Source organism: Streptomyces sp. HD (genome assembly GCF_028369295.1).
Taxonomy (GTDB): Bacteria; Actinomycetota; Actinomycetes; order Streptomycetales; family Streptomycetaceae; genus Streptomyces.
This window is the reverse complement of sequence record NZ_JAQMYP010000077.1, coordinates 20,624-37,906: the sequence shown is the minus strand read 5'-3', so window position 1 is coordinate 37,906 and position 17,283 is coordinate 20,624. Positions and strand designations below refer to the sequence as shown.

The following is a 17,283-nucleotide window of genomic DNA, read 5'->3' as shown; positions in this document are numbered from 1 at the left end:
CCCCCCCCCGCCCCCCCCCCCCCCCCCCCCCCCCCCCCCCCCCGGCTGGTCACCGGGCGCGGCGTCGGCGCTCGACGCGTGATGCGCGAGAGCCTGCTTGGAGTTGCTCACTGGCCGAGCACGTCCTTGATCTCCTTGGAAGCCGCCTCCCAGCCCTCGTCGGCCGACTTGCCCTTCTGCTCGACCTGGAGGATGCCGATGTCGGTCATCGCCGTGTTGATCGCCTGGTCCTTGATGCCGAAGTACTGGCTCGGGATGGTCTTCGCCGAGTCGGAGAAGATCTGGGTGATCGGCGCGTCAGAGAAGTACGCGGTGGTGGCGGCCGCCGGCTTCAGACCCGCGTACGCCGACGGGGTCGACGGGAAGCTGGCCTGCTTGGCGAACACCTTCGCCTGCTGCTCGGGCGCGGTCAGCCACTTCGCCAGCGCGACGGCCTCCTTCTGGTGCTTGCCCGAGGTCGGCACGCCGAGGAACGAACCGCCCCAGTTGGCCGCGGTCGGCGCCGCCGCCACGTCCCACTTGCCCTTGCCGGACTCACCGGACTTCTCCAGGATGTAGCCGATCATCCAGGCCGGGCAGGCCACCGTGGCGAAGGTGCCGTTGGCGTAGCCCTGGTCCCACGGCTTGTCGAACTGCTTCAGCTTCGCCGACATGTTGCTGGTCGCCACGTCCATGGCGACGTCCCAGGCGTTCTTGACGCCCTGCGACTTGTCCCAGTCGACGGTGCCGTCGTCCTTGTAGTAGCGCTCGTCCGCGCCGCCGAGGGCCGCGTTGTAGACCGAGGAGGCCGAGTCCACGAACTTGGTGCCGTTCGGCGCCTTCTTCATGTACTCCTTGCCCAGGTCGACGTACTTGCCCCAGTCGCCCTTCCACTGCGCGGCGAGCTTGGTGCGGTCGGTCTCCAGGCCGGCCTTCTCGAACAGGTCCTTGCGGTAGCAGATCGCCATCGGGCCGACATCGGTGCCGAGGCCGATCAGCTTGCCGTCCTTGGTGGTGGCCTGGGCGTTCTTCCAGTCCAGCCACTGCGACTTGTCGACCTCCTTGCCGAGGTCGACGAACTTGTCGGCCTGCGTCTCCACGGCCTCCGTGACGTTCATGATCTCGATGGCCTGAATGTCGTCGGCACCGGACCCGGCCTGCAGTCGGGTGAGGACCTTGGGCCAGTAGACGTCGGTACGGGTGGTGACGTTCTCCTTGATGGTGATGTCCGGGTGTGCCTTCATGTACTCGTCGTAGAGGCCGGCCTGCTTGTAGCCGAAGGTGCCGAAGGTGCCCACGGTGAGGGTGGTCTTGCCACCGCCGCCGTTGCCACCGCCCTCGCCCGTGGAGCCGTCGTCCGAGTCCTCGGCGCAGCCGGCGAGCAGCCCTGTCGTGAGCGCGGCGACGACCGCGAGGGTCGTCAGCCTGCGGGACCCGCGGGTACTCGTGCGCATTGCGTCCTCCTGTTGCCTGACGTGCCGACCCCCCGGCCAACGGCATTGTTGGGCCCGTTGAAACGTCATCTTGCATCGCTGCGGCTCGGGCGGGGAACGTGCGGGATGTGTATGTGTCAGGTACTGTGGGAGCGCTCCCACAAGTGATGTGTTGAAGGGTCGTCGGTCGAAGCGGGGGTGTCAAGGGAGCCGACGCGGAGTTCTGCGTTCAGTTATCGGGCCGTTAACTGGACCCACTTCAGCTCGTCCGGCGTTGGAGGGGGAGGCCGTTTCCGGCCGAAGCGGGGTCTGGGGCGGCGGCCCCCGGGGGCGGTCACCATGCCTGGCGGGACTGTTAAATTCCAGGCCAGCGTGAAGACAACGGCGGAAGGCGGGGCCCAATGGCAAGCCACGGAGCGCGAGGCCGCAGCGGCGGCCGGCCCACCCTCGAAGAGGTGGCGGCCCGCGCGGGCGTCGGCCGCGGCACCGTCTCCCGGGTGATCAACGGTTCGCCCCGGGTCAGTGACGCCACCCGCGCGGCGGTGGAGGCGGCGGTGGCGGAGCTCGGCTACGTCCCCAACACGGCCGCCCGGGCCCTGGCGGCCAACCGCACGGACGCGATCGCGCTGGTCGTGCCCGAGCCGGAGACGCGGTTCTTCGCGGAGCCGTACTTCTCCGACATGCTCAAGGGCGTGGGCGCCGGTCTCGCCGACACCGAGATGCAGCTGCTGCTGATCTTCGCGGGCAGTGACCGGGAACGCCGCCGGCTGGCCCAGTACCTCGCGGCCCACCGCGTCGACGGTGTGCTCCTGGTCTCCGTCCACGCGGACGACCCGCTGCCGGACCTGCTGTCCCAGCTGGAGATCCCGGCGGTGATCAGCGGCCCGAGATCGGCCGCGGAGACCCTGACCTCGGTGGACTCCGACAACTACGGCGGCGGCCGCTCGGCGGTGGAGCACCTGCTGTCCCGCGGCCGTACCCGCATCGCCCACATCACCGGCCGGCTCGACGTCTACGGTGCCCAGCGCCGCGTCGACGGCTACCGCGACGCCCTGCGCGACGCCGGGCACGAGCCGGACGAACGGCTCATCGAGCCGGGCGACTTCACGGAGGAGGGCGGCGCCCGGGCGATGCGGGCCCTGCTGGCGCGCTGCCCCGACCTGGACGCGGTGTTCGCGGGGTCGGACGTGACGGCGGCGGGCGCCCGTCAGGTGTTGCGCGAGGTCGGCCGCCGTATCCCCGAGGACGTGTCCCTCGTCGGCTACGACGACTCGGCCATCGCCCGCCACATGGAACCGCCCCTCACCAGTGTCCGCCAGCCCATCGAGGACATGGGCCGCCGCATGCTGGACCTCCTCCTCTCCGAGATCGCGGACCGCCGGCCGGCGGTGTCACGGGGGCTGGAGCGGTCCCAGGTGGTGCTGGCGACGGAACTGGTGCCCCGAACCTCGTCATGACCGGCCACCCCCTGCTCGACCTCGCCGAGACCGAGGAGGTCGAGCCCTGCCTGCGTTCCGTCGGCGAGGTGTTCCGCGCCTTCCGCGACCAGGACTCGGGCTGTGTGTCGTACGGCGTCCGACTTCCCGACGGCGAACGGTGGTTCGTGAAGGAGGCGACGACGGACGCCGCCGAACGCTCCCTGGACCGGGCCTGGGCGTTCCACCGGGCGGTACGCCACCCGGCGATCGTCCCGCAACTGCACCGGTTCGCGGTGCGGGGCCGGGACGGCGACGACGGCACGGCGGTGGTGATGCCCTGGCGCGCGGGCGAGGTCCTCTACCACCCCACCCTCCGCGGCCACGTCGGCCGCACCCACCCCGACAGCCCTCTGCTCCGCTTCCGCGCACTGCCGGCCGACCGGATCCTGAACGCCCTGGACCGCCTCCTGGACGCGCACCTGACGGTGGAGGCCGCGGGGCTGGTGGCGGTCGACCTGTACGACGGCTCGTTCCTGTACGACTTCGAGGGCGGCGTACTCCACCTGATCGACCTGGACGAGTACCGCCCCGGCCCGTTCGTGCTGGCGGCCGAGCGGCTCCCCGGCTCGCGCCGCTACATGGCCCCGGAGGAGTTCCGCCGCGGCGCGGTGATCGACATCCGCACCACCGTGCACGCCCTCGGCCGCGCCGTCCGCCTCCTCCTGGACGCCGGGGACGAGGAGCGGGCCTGGCGGGGGACGGCGGCGCAACTGGCGGTGGTGGAGCGGGCGACGCGGGCCGATCCCGGCGAACGGTTCGGGAGCGTACGAGAGTTCGCGGGTGCGTGGCGAGAGGCGGCGCCGGGGTAGTGACCCGGGCGGGCACCCGGCCCCGCAGTGCCTGGCCCGGCGGCACCCGGCGCCGCAGTGCCCGGGCCCGCAGTGCCTCGCCCCACGGCACTGGGCCCCCAGTCAGCACGAGCGCGCCGACCAGGCCGGGGTGCGCGGCGGCGGTGAGCATGGCGGTGTGGCCGCCCAGCGACTGGCCGACGAGGACGGGTCGCCGTAGGGCCAGTTGGTCCATGACGGCGATGACGTCGGCGACGTGGGCCGCGCGCGAGACGTCCTCCGGGTGGCGCTCGGCGGCGCCGTGCCCGCGCTGGTCGACCGCCACGACCCGGTACCGCGGGCTCAGCCGCCGTGCCAGTTCGTCCCACTCACCGGCGTGCCCCGCCAGGCCGTGCAGCAGCACGACGGGCCGCCCCGACTCGCCCCAGTCCCGGCAGGCGAGCCGGACGCCGTCCCGCACGACCATGCGCTGGGTCCATGCCACGCAGTACCTCCGGAGGGTCGGCCGGTCTCGATCATGCCGTGCCGGTCTCTCGGGACGGGCGGGTACTAGGGACGGGCGGGTACACGGGCTTTCGAACCGGGCAGAGTTAGACCGCACGCGTATCGCACGCGTATCGCAGCGCATCGGACGGCAGCACACGGAGGGTGTCATGCGTTCCTTGACCTTCGTCATCGGTACGGGACGCAGCGGCTCGACCGCGCTGTCACGCATCCTCAACGCCCACCCGGAGGTACTGAGTCTCAACGAGTACATGGCCTCCGTGGGCGACGCCGCCTTCCCCGAAGGGAAGGTGAGCGGTGCGGAGTTCTGGCAGACGCTCTTCCGCCCCGCCCCGCACTTCGAGCGGATGATCCGCAGCGGGCTGCCACTCCCCGAGTTCCTCTACACACGTCGCCCCGGCAGATACTCGGCGGAGACCACCGGAATCCCCGCGCTCTCCCTGATGGTGCTGCCCCACCTCACCGACGACCCGGACGGCCTCCTCGACGAACTCACCGCGGCCGTGCCCGGATGGCCCGAGCGCACCGCCGCCGAGCACCACCGGGCCCTGTTCGACCTGCTCCGCGGGCGGTTCGGGCGGAGCGCGGTCGTGGAGCGCTCCGGTTACTCGACCGGCTGGGCACCCGGGCTGCGGGAGGCGTTCCCGGAGGCGAGGTTCGTGCACCTGTACAGGGACGGGCCGGACTGCGCCCTGTCCATGAGCCGCCACCCCGGCTACCGCACGATCACCCTGCTGCGCGAGATCAAGGAACACGCCGGCATCGACAGCTTCGCCGACCTGACCCCCGAGCACGTCCGCTCCCTGCCCGCCGACCTGGCGCCGCTGCTCGACGACCGCTTCGAGCCCGCCCTCGTACGCGACCGGGACCTCTCCCTGCGGAGGTTCGGCGCCCTGTGGTCCGAACTCGTCACCGACGGCACGGAGTTCCTGGCCGCCCTCCCCGCCGGCCGACGCACCACCCTCGCCTACGAGGACCTCCTCGACAAACCGGCCGAAGAACTCACCCGTCTGGCCGAGTTCATCGGAGTGGCCCCCGAACAGCAGTGGCTGAACACCGGCTCCGCCCTGCTCGACCACAGCCGCCGAGGGTCGGCCCGGAGCCTGCGCCCTGCCCAACTCGCCGAACTGACGGAGAGCTGCACCCCAGGGACCCGAGCCTTGGAGGGGCGACCGCTCCGGTGACGGCCGAGTAGGAATTCCCCCCGACCGCCGAAGCGACAATTGAGGAACCCCCGCGGCGAGCAACCACGTCCGCGAGAGCGGCGCCGGTTTAGGCGCAAAAGAGGGACGGACCCCCACGTGATGCCACCAATCACGGGGGGTCCGTTCGGATCGCCGGGGAGCCGCCCAACCCCCCGGCCTGCGCGGCTAACCGGTGGCCGTCACGCCCCGGCCCGCAGCGCGTCGCGGAAGCGCGGTCGGCCAGTGGGCCAGCGCCGCGGTCGCCGCGTACCAGGCCACCGCCCCGGCCGCGACCGCGAACCAGCCGCCCACCTTGGTGAGCCCGTCGCTGTCGCCGAAGGCGGCGATCGCCATGAGCAACAGGGCGACGAAGAACAGCCCGTACGCACCCTGACCGAGCTGGTCGCCACCGGCGAGGGTGAGGGAGAGCGCCACGAGGGCGAACAGCAGCAGGAAGAGCCCCGCCGCGTTGTCGGAGACCGCCGCGTCCGCCGAGACGGCCCAGGTGAACCAGAGGGCGCCGAGCGCCACGAACGCGGTCCCGTTCACGGAGTCACGGTCGCGCAGGGCCATCAGGCCGGCGACGAAGAGGGCTATGCCGCCCACGTACTGGGCGATTGATACGGCGTCAGCAGCTGACACACCGTCGATCACATCGGTGTACCCCAGCCCGAAGGCCAACAGGGTGATACCAAGGGCGAGTCGACCGACCACGGTGGTGATTCCGCTTCCCGCAGAGACGTCGTTGTCCACGGCGGGCTCCCTTCTTGCATGTGCAGTTGTGCGGTGAGCGATATATGCCCTTCACAAAGGCACAAACACCTCTACGCGCCAGTAAATTCACCCAACGCAGGAAGGCGGGCGACGTCCGAAACGGCTCATCTCACCAGGGACGACGACGAGTTACGGAATGACAACGACGGGACGCTTGGCCCGCTTGGCGAGCCGCCCCGCGACGGAGCCGAAGATCCGTCCGACGATGCCGTGCGTGGAACCGACGACGATCGCGTCCGCCTCGTACTCCCGCCCGACCTCTTCGAGTTCGTGGCAGATGTCCCCGCCGCGCTCGACCAGGATCCAGGGCACCTCGGCGAGGTAGTCCGCGCAGGCCAGTTCGAGGCCGAGCACCTCGGTGCGGTGGTCCGGCACGTCGACGAAGACCGGTGGCTCGCAGCCGGCCCACACCGTGGTGGGCAGCCGGTTGGCGACGTGGACGATGATCAGGCCCGACCCGGAGCGATGGGCCATGCCGATGGAGTACGCGAGGGCGCGCTCACTGGATGTGGAGCCGTCGAAGCCGACTACGACGCCGTGCTTGAAGGCGGGGTCGCAGGAGTGGCGTGGCTCTTCCGCCGCCAGGGGCTCGGCCGCCGTGGGGTCGGCGACGGGCCGCTTGCGGTCCGCTGGTTCGAAGAATTCGTGACCGGCCATGGCTGTCTCGGCGTATTGATCCTTTTATGGGTGGGCCCGCGAGCGGAACTCGCTGACAGATCCAGCAGTGTGCGGCGGAGCTGTGTCCGGGAATGGTCTTCCCAACCCCATACCCCAAGGGTACGGCGGCACGCCTCCTTAGCCCAGATCTCCGCTCACGGTCGGTGCGGGTTCCAGGGAGCATGCACGAGGGGACGCCCGTAACGCAATGGTTGCTGCGGTGTACAGGCGGTTTGCACGGGGTTCACTCGGCCCACGGCCGCACCCGTGCCCGCACCCGCCGCCGTGCCCTCGCCCGTGTCCGTTCCCGCACCCGCGACGCCGGCACCACCGGGACGGCCCCGCACCAGTGACCGACCGCTCGAACAGGCGTTGATCACCGTGATCCACCGCCCAGGGAGCCCAGGGAGTACGCACCCATGACCGGACCCCGCACCACCTACTCGGACAGCACCACCGTGGTCCGGTGGGCGGCCTTCAGCTGCGTCCTGGTCCCCGTCGTCCTGCTCTGGTACGGCACTTCCCTGGCCGGCGCCACCGGTACGGCCCTCGGCCTCGCGGCCGTGACCGGGGTCTGCCGTCTGCTGCTGCGCGAATCGGAACGCGGCGCGGCGCGGCTGCGGGACGAGGCGGCCCGGATGAAGGACGAAGTGCGCAACGGTCCGACGCCGTCCCGTCGAGGGCGTCATCACCGGACCGGAACCGGGGCCCATAGAGGCGGACGTCACAGTGGGGGAAATACACCGGTCGGCTGACCGGTTTCCGCGCACGGGAACGTTGCTTTTCAGCCAACTTCTGGCGTGCATGCATCCCCTGCCCAGAACACCCCCCAACCCCCGTTCCACCTGCACGGAAAGGGCCTCAGGGGCCCTGCGCACCCTACGTGGATTGGCCACTGCGACAAGGCGCACTTCCCTGCACGCCCCGCGAGTGCAACGCTTCGTGATCGAATGCTTCACGCCAAGTTGCCAAGTCGACAATGTGCCGAGTGCCGAACCGGCCACTCCGGTACGACGCGACACAGTAAGTTCGATCTTGACTGTCTACGGCGGGGGACTCGTGCAGGACCGAGGGGAAACGTGCAGGAGCGACACAACCGAGGAGCCGCGACCACTGAGGGGGGCTTAGCAGTATGAGCCACGACTCCACTGCCGCGCCGGAAGGGGCGGTCCGGAAGCTGTCCGGGCGACGCCGCAAGGAGATCGTTGCGGTGCTGCTGTTCAGCGGCGGCCCCATCTTCGAGAGTTCCATACCGTTGTCGGTGTTCGGGATCGACCGCCAGGACGCCGGCGTACCGCGCTACCGCTTGCTGGTGTGCGGAGGCGAGGACGGCCCACTGCGGACCACAGGGGGCCTGGAACTCTCCGCACCACATGGCCTGGAGGCGATCTCGCGGGCGGGCACGGTCGTCGTGCCGGCCTGGCGCTCGATCACCTCGCCGCCGCCGGAGGACGCGCTCGACGCACTGCGCCGGGCGCATGAGGAAGGTGCCCGCATAGTCGGGCTGTGCACCGGCGCCTTCGTGCTGGCCGCCGCGGGCCTGTTGGACGGCCGCCCCGCGACGACGCACTGGATGTACGCACCGACGCTGGCCAAGCGCTATCCGTCGGTGCACGTGGATCCACGAGAGCTCTTCGTGGACGACGGGGACGTACTGACATCGGCGGGCACAGCGGCCGGCATCGACCTGTGCCTCCACATCGTGCGGACGGACCACGGCAACGAGGCGGCCGGAGCACTGGCCCGCCGCCTGGTGGTCCCGCCGCGCCGGTCCGGCGGTCAGGAGCGCTACCTCGATCGATCTTTACCAGAGGAGATCGGCGCCGACCCGCTCGCGGAGGTCGTCGCCTGGGCGCTGGAGCACCTGCACGAGCAGTTCGACGTCGAGACGCTCGCGGCACGCGCGTACATGTCGCGCCGTACGTTCGACCGTCGTTTCCGCTCGCTGACGGGTTCGGCCCCGCTGCAGTGGCTGATCACCCAGCGGGTGCTTCAGGCACAGCGTCTGCTGGAGACGTCGGACTACTCGGTGGACGAGGTCGCGGGCCGCTGCGGCTTCCGCTCGCCGGTGGCGCTGCGCGGCCACTTCCGTCGCCAGCTGGGTTCGTCGCCGGCGGCGTACCGGGCCGCGTACCGGGCGCGGCGCCCACAGGCCGAGAAGCCGACGGACACCGACCCCACGGTCGGTCCGCCCGCGCCCCCGCCCGGCCCACCGCCCTCGCCCTACCCGGAGGGCGGCCCGGTGCCGCTCCAGGCCCGCCGCACCCCGGCGCCGAGTGCCCTGGGCACGTCCGCGTCCCTGGCGGTGCCGTCGGACAACGGCCGCGAGGCCTACGCGGCCGGCCGCGCGAGCCTGCCGGGGCAGCGCAGCGGGATGTGACGTGACCCGGCGACGCCGGACGGGCTCCTCGGCCCGTCCGGCGTTTCCGGTCCCAGGCCCGCGGTGACGCGGGGCACCACAGAGGCGGACGTCGGCCGTAGGGTGGTCGCATGAACGATCGCATGGTGTGGATCGACTGCGAGATGACCGGCCTCTCGCTGTCCGACGACGCGCTCATCGAGGTTGCCGCCCTCGTCACCGACTCCGAGCTGAACGTCCTCGGCGAGGGCGTGGACATCGTCGTCCGCCCGCCGGACTCGGCGCTGGAGACGATGCCGGAGGTGGTGCGTCAGATGCACACCGCGTCCGGGCTGCTGGACGAACTCGCCGGCGGCACGACCCTCAAGGACGCCGAGGAACAGGTCCTCGCCTACGTCCGCGAGCACGTGAAGGAACCCGGCAAGGCCCCGCTGTGCGGCAACTCCGTCGGCACCGACCGCGGCTTCCTGCTGCGCGACATGCCGACCCTGGAGGACTACCTCCACTACCGGATCGTGGATGTCAGCTCCATCAAGGAGCTGGCGCGCCGCTGGTACCCGCGGGCCTACTTCAACAGCCCGGAGAAGAACGGCAACCACCGCGCGCTCGCCGACATCCGCGAGTCCATCGCCGAACTCCGCTACTACCGCGAAGCCATCTTCGTGCCCCAGCCCGGCCCCGACTCCGACACCGCGAAGTCGATCGCCGCGAAGCACGTTCTGCCTGCTCAGTAGGGTCCCGAGGGGGTCACGCGAGGGCCCCCGGAAAAGGCGTGCACGAGCACCCCTTCGGACCCTGTACACTTTTTCTCGGCCGGTCGGGGACTCCACGGAAGTCAACAACCGGGCATGGTGGGTGTAGCTCAGCTGGTAGAGCACCTGGTTGTGGTCCAGGATGCCGCGGGTTCGAGTCCCGTCACTCACCCTGAATGATCAGCCGGTGGCTTCAGAAACGAAGCCACCGGCTGAATCATTTTCCGTATGCCTCTTATATGTGCCGAGCCCGTCTCCACCGACCGGCTCGATCTTCTCCCTCTGCGTGTCGAGTACGCCGCGGAGATGGCCGTCGTCCTGTCGGACCCCGCGCTGCACCGCTTCATCGGCGGCGCCCCGTACTCCGCCGACGACCTGCGTGCCCGTTACGAGCGTCTCGTCGCCGGATCCCCCGACCCGGGCGTCTCCTGGTGCAACTGGGTGCTGTCGCTGCGCGCCGAGTCGTGTCTCGTGGGCACGGTCCAGGCCACCGTCACCGCGGACGGCGGTGCCGAGATCGCCTGGGTGGTCGGTACGGCGTGGCAGGGGCGCGGGTTCGCGTCCGAGGCGGCGCGGGGGCTCGTGGACTGGCTCGGGCGGCGGTCGGTCCGTACGGTCGTCGCCCATGTCCACCCCGACCACCTGGCGTCGGCGGCGGTCGCCGCGGCGGCCGGGCTGGCCGCGACCGAGGAGGAGCAGGACGGGGAGACGCGGTGGCGGCGATCAGAACGGCCCCCCGCGTGATGGATGGCATCACGTGGGGGGCCGTCCTGTTGCCTGGCCTCCGCGGGTGCGTTGTGGTTGCTCGCGCCCACGCGGCGGAACCGCATGTCGATACAGCCCCGCGCCCCTGGGGCGATTACTCGACCGTCACCGACTTGGCGAGGTTCCTGGGCTTGTCGATGTCCCGGCCCAGGGCCAACGCCGTGTGGTAGGCGAGGAGTTGCAGCGGGATGCCCATCAGGATCGGGTCCAGCTCGTCCTCGTTCTTCGGGACCACGATCGTCTGGTCGGCCTTCTCCTGGGGCTGGTGGGCCACCGCGAGGATCTTGCCGCTGCGGGCCTTGATCTCCTCCATGGCGGCCCGGTTCTTCTCCAGCAGGTCGTCGTCGGGGACGATCGCCACCGTGGGGAGGGCGGGCTCGATCAGGGCCAGCGGGCCGTGCTTGAGCTCGGAGGCGGGGTAGGCCTCGGCGTGGATGTACGAGACCTCCTTGAGCTTGAGGGAGGCCTCGCGGGCGACCGGGTAGCCCCGGACACGGCCGATGAAGAGCATCGAGCGGGCCTCGGCGAACTGCTGGGCCAGCTTCTCGATCTCGCCCTCCTGCTCCATGATCTCGGTGATCTGGGCGGGCAGCTTGCGCAGGCCCTCGATGATCCGCTTGCCGTCGCGGACCGAGAGGTCGCGGGTGCGGCCGAGGTGGAGCGCGAGCAGGCCGAAGGCGACCGTCGTGTTCGTGAAGCACTTCGTGGAGACGACGCAGACCTCCGGGCCCGCGTGCACGTAGATGCCGCCGTCCGCCTCGCGGGCGATCGCCGAACCGACCACGTTCACGATGCCCAGGACCCGCGCGCCCTTGCGCTTCAGCTCCTGGACGGCCGCCAGCACGTCGTACGTCTCGCCGGACTGGGAGACGGCGATGTAGAGCGTGTCGGGGTCCACCACCGCGTTGCGGTAGCGGAACTCGGAGGCCGGCTCGGCGTCCGCGGGGATGCGGGCCAGCTCCTCGATCATCTGGGCGCCGATCATGCCCGCGTGGTACGAGGTGCCGCAGCCGAGGATCTTCACGCGGCGGATCTGGCGGGCCTCACGGGCGTCCAGGTTCAGGCCGCCGAGGTGCACGGTGGAGAAGCGGTCGTCGATGCGGCCGCGCAGCACGCGGTCCACGGCGTCGGCCTGCTCGTGGATCTCCTTGTGCATGTAGGTGTCGTGGCCGCCCATGTCGTAGGAGGCGGCCTCCCACTCGACGGTGGTGGGCTCGGCCGTCGTACGGGTGCCCTCCGTCGTGTACGTGCGGAAGTCGTCGGCCTTCAGGGTGGCCATCTCGCCGTCGTCCAACGTCACTATCTGCCGCGTGTGGGCGACCAGCGCGGCGATGTCCGACGCGACGAACATCTCCTTCTCGCCGATGCCGAGGACGACCGGGGAGCCGTTGCGGGCGACGACGATGCGGTCGTTGAAGTCGGCGTGCATCACCGCGATGCCGTACGTGCCCTCGATGACGCGCAGCGTCTCGCGGACCTTGTCCTCCAGCTTCTCCGCCTGCGAACGGGCGATGAGGTGGACGAGGACCTCGGTGTCGGTCTCGGAGAGGAACTCGACGCCGTCCGCCTCCAGCTTGCGGCGCAGGTCGGAGGCGTTGTCGATGATGCCGTTGTGGACGACGGCGACCTTGCCCTCGGCGTCCAGGTGCGGGTGGGCGTTCAGGTCGGAGGGGGCGCCGTGGGTGGCCCAGCGGGTGTGGGCGATGCCGGTCGTGCCCTTGAAGCGCGCCGGGACCTTGGCCTCCAGGTCCCGGACCCGGCCCTTGGCCTTGACCATCTTCAGGCCCGTCGCCTTCGGGGAGGTGACGACGATGCCCGCCGAGTCGTAGCCGCGGTACTCCAGGCGCTGCAGGCCCTCCAGCAGCAGAGGAGCAACGTCACGCTTCCCGATGTATCCGACAATTCCGCACATACAGATGTATTCCTCAGCCGTAGACGATGCGGCGCAGTTGCCTGAGCGTAAGCTCGGGCGGTGCCACCGCTCGGTATTTCAGGTCCGCCTCGATCCGTTCGAAGATCGTCGCGTTGACCAGGCCCTGGGCCTGCAGTTCGCGGTGGCGGCGACGGACGTAGTCCTCGGTCGTCTCGTCGAAGTAGGCGAGCACGTCCTGGATCACCCGCAGTGCCTCGCCCCGGTTCAGGGGCGTGGATCGCGTCAGGTGATCAACAAGTTCGTCGTGCACCCGGTAGATCCTGAAGCATGGGCGACGCCTTCGCAAGAATCCTGCCCGATTTCGGGCACGTTGCTGTTGAAACACTTATGGGACGCCCATGGGAGTCTGTTGGTCGGCTGTTCCCCGGGCCGATGTGTGTGGCGAGCACCTTGTGACGTCATGGACATTCCACGTATGGGCGTACCCGAGCAGCTCGCCGAGCGCATGAGTATGGCCGAGCAGCACGAGTACCTGCGCGCCAAGTTCTCGCGGCGCAACATGATCAGAGGCGGCGCCGTCACGCTCGGCGCCGTCGCGGGCGGCACCTTCGTACCGGGTGCCACCGCACAGGCCGCCGCATCCACGCAGGCCATACCGGTGCAGACGGCCCCGCGCACCGAGACCGTCGACGGCGCCCTCGTCGCCCCGTTCGGCCGCCATCTCGCCTACGGCAACGACCCGCGCACCGAGATGACCGTCTCGTGGCAGGTCCCGGTCGCCGTGAAGAAGCCGTTCATCCGGATCGGCGCCCACCCCTGGGACCTCTCCCGCAAGATCGAGGCCGAGGTCCGCTCCCTCTACACACCGGCCGGCGTCGGCACCAGCGCCGACCACACGCAGTACTACGTCCACGCCCAGCTGGCCCGTCTGCGCCCCGGCCGGACCTATTACTACGGCGTCGGCCACGACGGCTTCGACCCCGCCGAGCCGCACCTCCTCGGCACCCTCGGCACCTTCACCACCGCCCCCGCCCACAAGGCGCCGTTCACCTTCACCGCCTTCGGCGACCAGGGCGTCAGCTACCACGCGCTGGCCAACGACAGCCTGATCCTCGGCCAGAACCCGGTCTTCCATCTGCACGCCGGCGACATCGCGTACGGCGACCCGGCCGGCCAGGGCAAGACCTCCGACACCGGCTTCGACTCGCGCACCTGGGACCAGTTCCTGTACCAGACCGAGTCGGTCGCCAAGTCGGTGCCGTGGATGGTGAGTTACGGCAACCACGACATGGAGGCCTGGTACTCGCCCAACGGCTACGGCGGCGAGGAGGCCCGCTTCACGCTCCCCGACAACGGGCCGGACAAGAAGAACCTGCCGGGCGTCTACTCCTTCGTCTACGGCAACACCGCGGTCATCTCGCTCGACCCGAACGACGTGTCGTACGAGATCCCCGCCAACCTCGGCATCTCCGGCGGCACCCAGACCAAGTGGTTCGAGGCGCAGCTGAAGAAGTTCCGGGCCGCCCACGACATCGACTTCGTCATCGTGTTCTTCCACCACTGCGCGTACTGCACCTCCACGGCGCACGCCTCGGAGGGGGGTGTGCGTCAGGAGTGGGTGCCGTTGTTCGAGAAGTATCAGGTGGACCTCGTGATCAACGGCCACAACCACCAGTACGAGCGCACGGACGTGATCAAGGGGGACGAGGTCACCAAGCAGCTGCCGATCGGCGGCACGGCGTACCCCGAGACCGAAGGCGTCGTCTACGTCACGGCGGGCGCGGCCGGCCGCAGTCTGTACGCGTTCTCCGCGCCCGACTCCTACGAGGGGCACGAGCACGAGGTCGACTCCGTGGCCTCCTTCGTCAACCTCAAGGACGGCAAGAAGAACGAGACCGTCGCCTGGTCGCGGGTGCGCTACCTCAACTACTCGTTCCTGCGGGTGGACGTGAACCCCGCCCCGAAGGGCCGGTACGCCACCCTGAAGGTGCAGGGCATCGCCGAGACGGGTGACCGGATCGACCACTTCACGGTGGCACGCCGGGCCAAGTAGCCGCGTACGAGCCCTACATCCGCTTGAGAACCGCCTGCTTGGCCATCGTGAACTCCTCGTCCGTCAGCACGCCCGTGCGGTGGAGTTCGCCGAGTTCGCGCAGGCGGCGCAGGAGGGCGTCGTGGTCGTCCTCGGCGGGCGGGACCCGGGCGGAGGGCAGTTCCGGCCGCGCGTCCTGTCCGTCCGTGAGGGCGGCCCCGGCGCCGGCTCCGGCCGGGTGCGGGAGGCGGGCCTGGACTGCCGCGGCGACCAGGGCCATCAGCGGGTCCTTCTTGAAGCCCCACAGTTCCACGGAGTTGGGGTCGTACTTGGGCGGAGCCTTCGTGGAGGCGTTCCTGACGCTGAAGCGGAGGTAGCCGTTCTCCAGGCCCGCCGCCGGATGCCACTCCACCGCCGCGATGTCGGTGAGCGTGAGGGAGCGGGTGCCGGCGGCGGCCTTGGCGTCCTCCGTCTTCCAGTTCCACTCCAGGCGGATGTGCTCACCGTCGAAACTGGCGGTGCCGTCCCCGGCGGAGACCGACAGGGGCACGGAGGGCCCCGCCAGCAGATACGCGTCGACCGGTTCGGCGGGCACCTGGTCCAGGAGCAGGGCGCCTCGGACCTCGTCCACGAAGTACTCGGCGACGCCGTAGCGGTCGGACTCGACGGTCAGCTGGTACGGGTCGTTGGGCTCGACGAGACGCCCGCCGGTGGCGTGCAGCAGCGGGTCGGCGCCGTCGCGCAGACGCAGTCTGAGCCGTCCGGCCTTCTTGCCCTGCTCGAAGGAGATTCCCGCCAACGCCCCCAGCGGGACGACCAGTTCACCCAGCGTCTTGCGGAAAAGACTGACGTTCTTGTCCCGTCCGGGGGTCAGTCGCAGTGCGTCGCCGTTGAAGACCCACGTGCCGTCCTTCTGGATGATTTCCGCCATGGGGTGGATTGTTCCACCAGACTCACGAGAGGGTGGTCCAGACCTCTTTGAGTGCAACGGCTCATGAAAGGGACACGCTTGTGAGAGTCGGCCCTGTGAGACAGCACCACAGAACGTTTCGCCTTATCGGTTCCCTGCTGCTGGTCGCGGCGGGCGCCTCGCTGACCGGGGCCGCCCCCGCACAGGCGGCGTCGCCCACCCCGCTCGACCGGGTGATCCCCGCGCCCGCCTCGGTCGCCCCGGCCGACACCCCCTACCGGATCACCGGCGGCACCCGCATCCGCGTCGACGACTCCCGCGAGACCCGCCGCGTCGGCGACTACCTCGCGGCCATCCTCCGCCCCTCCACCGGCTACCCCCTCCCCGTCACCGCCCAAGGCACCGGAGGCATCCGACTGCGCCTCGCCCAGGGCTCGTTCGGCGCCGAGGGCTACCGCCTCGACAGCGGCGGCAAGGGCGTCACCATCACCGCCGCGGGGCCCGCAGGCCTCTTCCACGGCGTGCAGACCCTGCGCCAGCTGCTCCCGGCGGCCGTCGAGAAGGACTCCGTCCAGCCCGGCCCCTGGCTGGTCGCGGGCGGCACGATCAAGGACACCCCGCGCTACGGCTGGCGCGGCGCGATGCTCGACGTCTCCCGGCACTTCTTCAGCGTCGACCAGGTCAAGCGGTACATCGACCAGCTCGCCCTGTACAAGATCAACAAGCTGCATCTGCACCTCAGCGACGACCAGGGCTGGCGCATCGCCATCGACTCCTGGCCGCGCCTTGCGACCTACGGCGGCTCCACCCAGGTCGGCGGCGGCCCCGGCGGCTACTACACCAAGGCCGACTACAAGGAGATCGTCCGGTACGCCGCCTCCCGCCACCAGGAGGTCGTCCCCGAGATCGACATGCCCGGCCACACCAACGCGGCGCTGGCCTCGTACGCCGACCTGAACTGCAACGGCGTGGCACCCCCGCTCTACACCGGCACCAACGTCGGCTTCAGCTCGCTGTGTGTCGGCAAGGAGATCACGTACGACTTCGTGGACGACGTGATCCGCGAGCTGGCCGCGCTCACGCCGGGCAAGTACCTGCACATCGGCGGCGACGAGGCGCACTCCACGAGTCACGAGGACTATGTGAAGTTCATGGACCGGGTGCAGCCGATCGTGGCCAAGTACGGGAAGACCGTGGTGGGCTGGCATCAGCTGACTGGGGCCACTCCGGCGAAGGGTGCGCTTGCGCAGTACTGGGGGCTGGACAGTACGAGTGCGGAGGAGAAGGCGCAGGTCGCAGCCGCTGCGCGGAACGGGACCGGGATTGTTCTGTCGCCGGCCGACCGGATCTATCTGGACATGAAGTACACCGCCGATACGCCGTTGGGGCTGGACTGGGCCGGGCTGGTGGAAGTGAAGCGGTCGTACGACTGGGATCCCGGCGACTACCTTCCCGGGGCGCCGGCTTCGGCGATTCGGGGTGTCGAGGCGCCGATGTGGACGGAGACGCTCAGCAAGTCGGCCGACCTTGAGTACATGGCGTTCCCGAGGCTGGCCGGTGCGGCGGAACTCGGTTGGTCGCCGGCCTCCACTCATGACTGGGAGAGGTACAAGGTTCGGCTTGCTGCGCAGGCTGCGCGGTGGGAAGCGTTGGAGATCAACTTCTATCGATCGCCGCAGGTTCCTTGGTGATTCGTCTGCGGGCCGGTGGGGGCTGGTCGCGCCGTTCCCCGCGCCCCTAAAAGCAAAAAGCGGAAAGCGAAAAGACAAAAGCAGGGGCGTTCATGCCGACGGGC

Annotated in this window: 15 protein-coding genes and 1 tRNA gene; 9 read left to right on the top strand and 7 right to left on the bottom strand. The window is 70.0% G+C overall.

The window, feature by feature from the left end:
• Window positions 1–107: 107 nt before the first annotated feature.
• Window positions 108–1,433 (bottom strand): ABC transporter substrate-binding protein, encoded by a 1,326-nt coding sequence (locus tag POF73_RS42285; protein ID WP_272124736.1) that lies wholly within the window; start codon window positions 1,431–1,433, stop codon window positions 108–110.
• 380 nt (window positions 1,434–1,813) lie between these two features.
• Here POF73_RS42285 and POF73_RS42280 point away from each other — a divergent pair, with 380 nt between their 5' ends.
• Complete coding sequence (locus POF73_RS42280) at window positions 1,814–2,869, top strand: LacI family DNA-binding transcriptional regulator (protein ID WP_272124735.1); 1,056 nt, start codon at window positions 1,814–1,816, stop codon at window positions 2,867–2,869.
• On the opposite strand, the gene POF73_RS42275 is transcribed toward POF73_RS42280, so the two are convergent.
• Entirely contained in the window at window positions 2,864–4,162 is a 1,299-nt protein-coding gene (locus tag POF73_RS42275) for an alpha/beta fold hydrolase (RefSeq protein ID WP_272124739.1), read from the bottom strand. The two genes, POF73_RS42280 and POF73_RS42275, sit on opposite strands and share 6 nt — an antisense overlap.
• A gap of 169 nt (window positions 4,163–4,331) precedes the next feature.
• Between POF73_RS42275 and POF73_RS42270 the strand changes: the two genes are divergently transcribed.
• The gene (locus POF73_RS42270; protein WP_272124734.1) at window positions 4,332–5,366 is read left to right on the top strand and encodes a sulfotransferase family protein; all 1,035 of its coding nucleotides are present in this window, start codon (window positions 4,332–4,334) and stop codon (window positions 5,364–5,366) included.
• 186 nt (window positions 5,367–5,552) lie between these two features.
• Here POF73_RS42270 and POF73_RS42265 read toward each other — a convergent pair whose 3' ends face one another.
• Window positions 5,553–6,119: a GPR1/FUN34/YaaH family transporter gene (locus tag POF73_RS42265; protein WP_272124733.1), complete on the bottom strand. Its 567-nt coding sequence runs from the start codon at window positions 6,117–6,119 to the stop codon at window positions 5,553–5,555.
• A 150-nt stretch (window positions 6,120–6,269) separates the two neighbouring features.
• Entirely contained in the window at window positions 6,270–6,797 is a 528-nt protein-coding gene (locus POF73_RS42260) for a universal stress protein (protein WP_093908257.1), read from the bottom strand.
• Window positions 6,798–7,216: 419 nt separating this feature from the next.
• Between POF73_RS42260 and POF73_RS42255 the strand changes: the two genes are divergently transcribed.
• The 5 genes from POF73_RS42255 (at window position 7,217) to POF73_RS42235 (ending at window position 10,652) form a co-directional block, all read left to right on the top strand.
• Complete coding sequence (locus POF73_RS42255; protein WP_272124732.1) at window positions 7,217–7,552, top strand: hypothetical protein; 336 nt, start codon at window positions 7,217–7,219, stop codon at window positions 7,550–7,552.
• Between the two features lie 377 nt (window positions 7,553–7,929).
• Window positions 7,930–9,177: a helix-turn-helix domain-containing protein gene (locus tag POF73_RS42250; protein WP_272124731.1), complete on the top strand. Its 1,248-nt coding sequence runs from the start codon at window positions 7,930–7,932 to the stop codon at window positions 9,175–9,177.
• Between the two features lie 110 nt (window positions 9,178–9,287).
• Window positions 9,288–9,890 (top strand): oligoribonuclease, encoded by a 603-nt coding sequence (orn, locus tag POF73_RS42245; RefSeq protein WP_272124730.1) that lies wholly within the window; start codon window positions 9,288–9,290, stop codon window positions 9,888–9,890.
• Window positions 9,891–10,007: 117 nt separating this feature from the next.
• Window positions 10,008–10,080 (top strand) — tRNA-His (locus POF73_RS42240).
• 56 nt (window positions 10,081–10,136) lie between these two features.
• A complete protein-coding gene (locus POF73_RS42235) occupies window positions 10,137–10,652 on the top strand; it encodes a GNAT family N-acetyltransferase (RefSeq protein ID WP_272124729.1) in 516 nt (171 codons plus the stop codon).
• 115 nt (window positions 10,653–10,767) lie between these two features.
• On the opposite strand, the gene glmS is transcribed toward POF73_RS42235, so the two are convergent.
• Window positions 10,768–12,585, bottom strand: a complete 1,818-nt coding sequence (glmS, locus tag POF73_RS42230; protein ID WP_272124728.1) for a glutamine--fructose-6-phosphate transaminase (isomerizing) — start codon at window positions 12,583–12,585, stop codon at window positions 10,768–10,770.
• 13 nt (window positions 12,586–12,598) lie between these two features.
• Window positions 12,599–12,856 (bottom strand): hypothetical protein, encoded by a 258-nt coding sequence (locus POF73_RS42225; protein ID WP_054232868.1) that lies wholly within the window; start codon window positions 12,854–12,856, stop codon window positions 12,599–12,601.
• Between the two features lie 165 nt (window positions 12,857–13,021).
• On the opposite strand from POF73_RS42225, the gene POF73_RS42220 reads away from it, so the two are divergent.
• A complete protein-coding gene (locus POF73_RS42220) occupies window positions 13,022–14,599 on the top strand; it encodes a purple acid phosphatase family protein (protein ID WP_272124737.1) in 1,578 nt (525 codons plus the stop codon).
• A 13-nt stretch (window positions 14,600–14,612) separates the two neighbouring features.
• Here POF73_RS42220 and POF73_RS42215 read toward each other — a convergent pair whose 3' ends face one another.
• Complete coding sequence (locus POF73_RS42215; RefSeq protein WP_272124727.1) at window positions 14,613–15,509, bottom strand: DUF4429 domain-containing protein; 897 nt, start codon at window positions 15,507–15,509, stop codon at window positions 14,613–14,615.
• Window positions 15,510–15,604: 95 nt separating this feature from the next.
• Here POF73_RS42215 and POF73_RS42210 point away from each other — a divergent pair, with 95 nt between their 5' ends.
• The gene (locus POF73_RS42210; RefSeq protein ID WP_272124726.1) at window positions 15,605–17,179 is read left to right on the top strand and encodes a beta-N-acetylhexosaminidase; all 1,575 of its coding nucleotides are present in this window, start codon (window positions 15,605–15,607) and stop codon (window positions 17,177–17,179) included.
• Window positions 17,180–17,283 lie beyond the last annotated feature (104 nt).

What these genes read in the sequence shown, in the direction of transcription:
- POF73_RS42285 (WP_272124736.1), bottom strand. Translation starts at nt 1,433, where the DNA reads ATGCGCACGAGTACCCGCGGGTCCCGCAGGCTGACGACCCTCGCGGTC.
- POF73_RS42280 (WP_272124735.1), top strand. Translation starts at nt 1,814, where the DNA reads ATGGCAAGCCACGGAGCGCGAGGCCGCAGCGGCGGCCGGCCCACCCTC.
- POF73_RS42270 (WP_272124734.1), top strand. Translation starts at nt 4,332, where the DNA reads ATGCGTTCCTTGACCTTCGTCATCGGTACGGGACGCAGCGGCTCGACC.
- POF73_RS42260 (WP_093908257.1), bottom strand. Translation starts at nt 6,797, where the DNA reads ATGGCCGGTCACGAATTCTTCGAACCAGCGGACCGCAAGCGGCCCGTC.
- POF73_RS42255 (WP_272124732.1), top strand. Translation starts at nt 7,217, where the DNA reads ATGACCGGACCCCGCACCACCTACTCGGACAGCACCACCGTGGTCCGG.
- POF73_RS42250 (WP_272124731.1), top strand. Translation starts at nt 7,930, where the DNA reads ATGAGCCACGACTCCACTGCCGCGCCGGAAGGGGCGGTCCGGAAGCTG.
- orn (WP_272124730.1), top strand. Translation starts at nt 9,288, where the DNA reads ATGAACGATCGCATGGTGTGGATCGACTGCGAGATGACCGGCCTCTCG.
- POF73_RS42235 (WP_272124729.1), top strand. Translation starts at nt 10,137, where the DNA reads ATGCCTCTTATATGTGCCGAGCCCGTCTCCACCGACCGGCTCGATCTT.
- glmS (WP_272124728.1), bottom strand. Translation starts at nt 12,585, where the DNA reads ATGTGCGGAATTGTCGGATACATCGGGAAGCGTGACGTTGCTCCTCTG.
- POF73_RS42220 (WP_272124737.1), top strand. Translation starts at nt 13,022, where the DNA reads ATGGGCGTACCCGAGCAGCTCGCCGAGCGCATGAGTATGGCCGAGCAG.
- POF73_RS42215 (WP_272124727.1), bottom strand. Translation starts at nt 15,509, where the DNA reads ATGGCGGAAATCATCCAGAAGGACGGCACGTGGGTCTTCAACGGCGAC.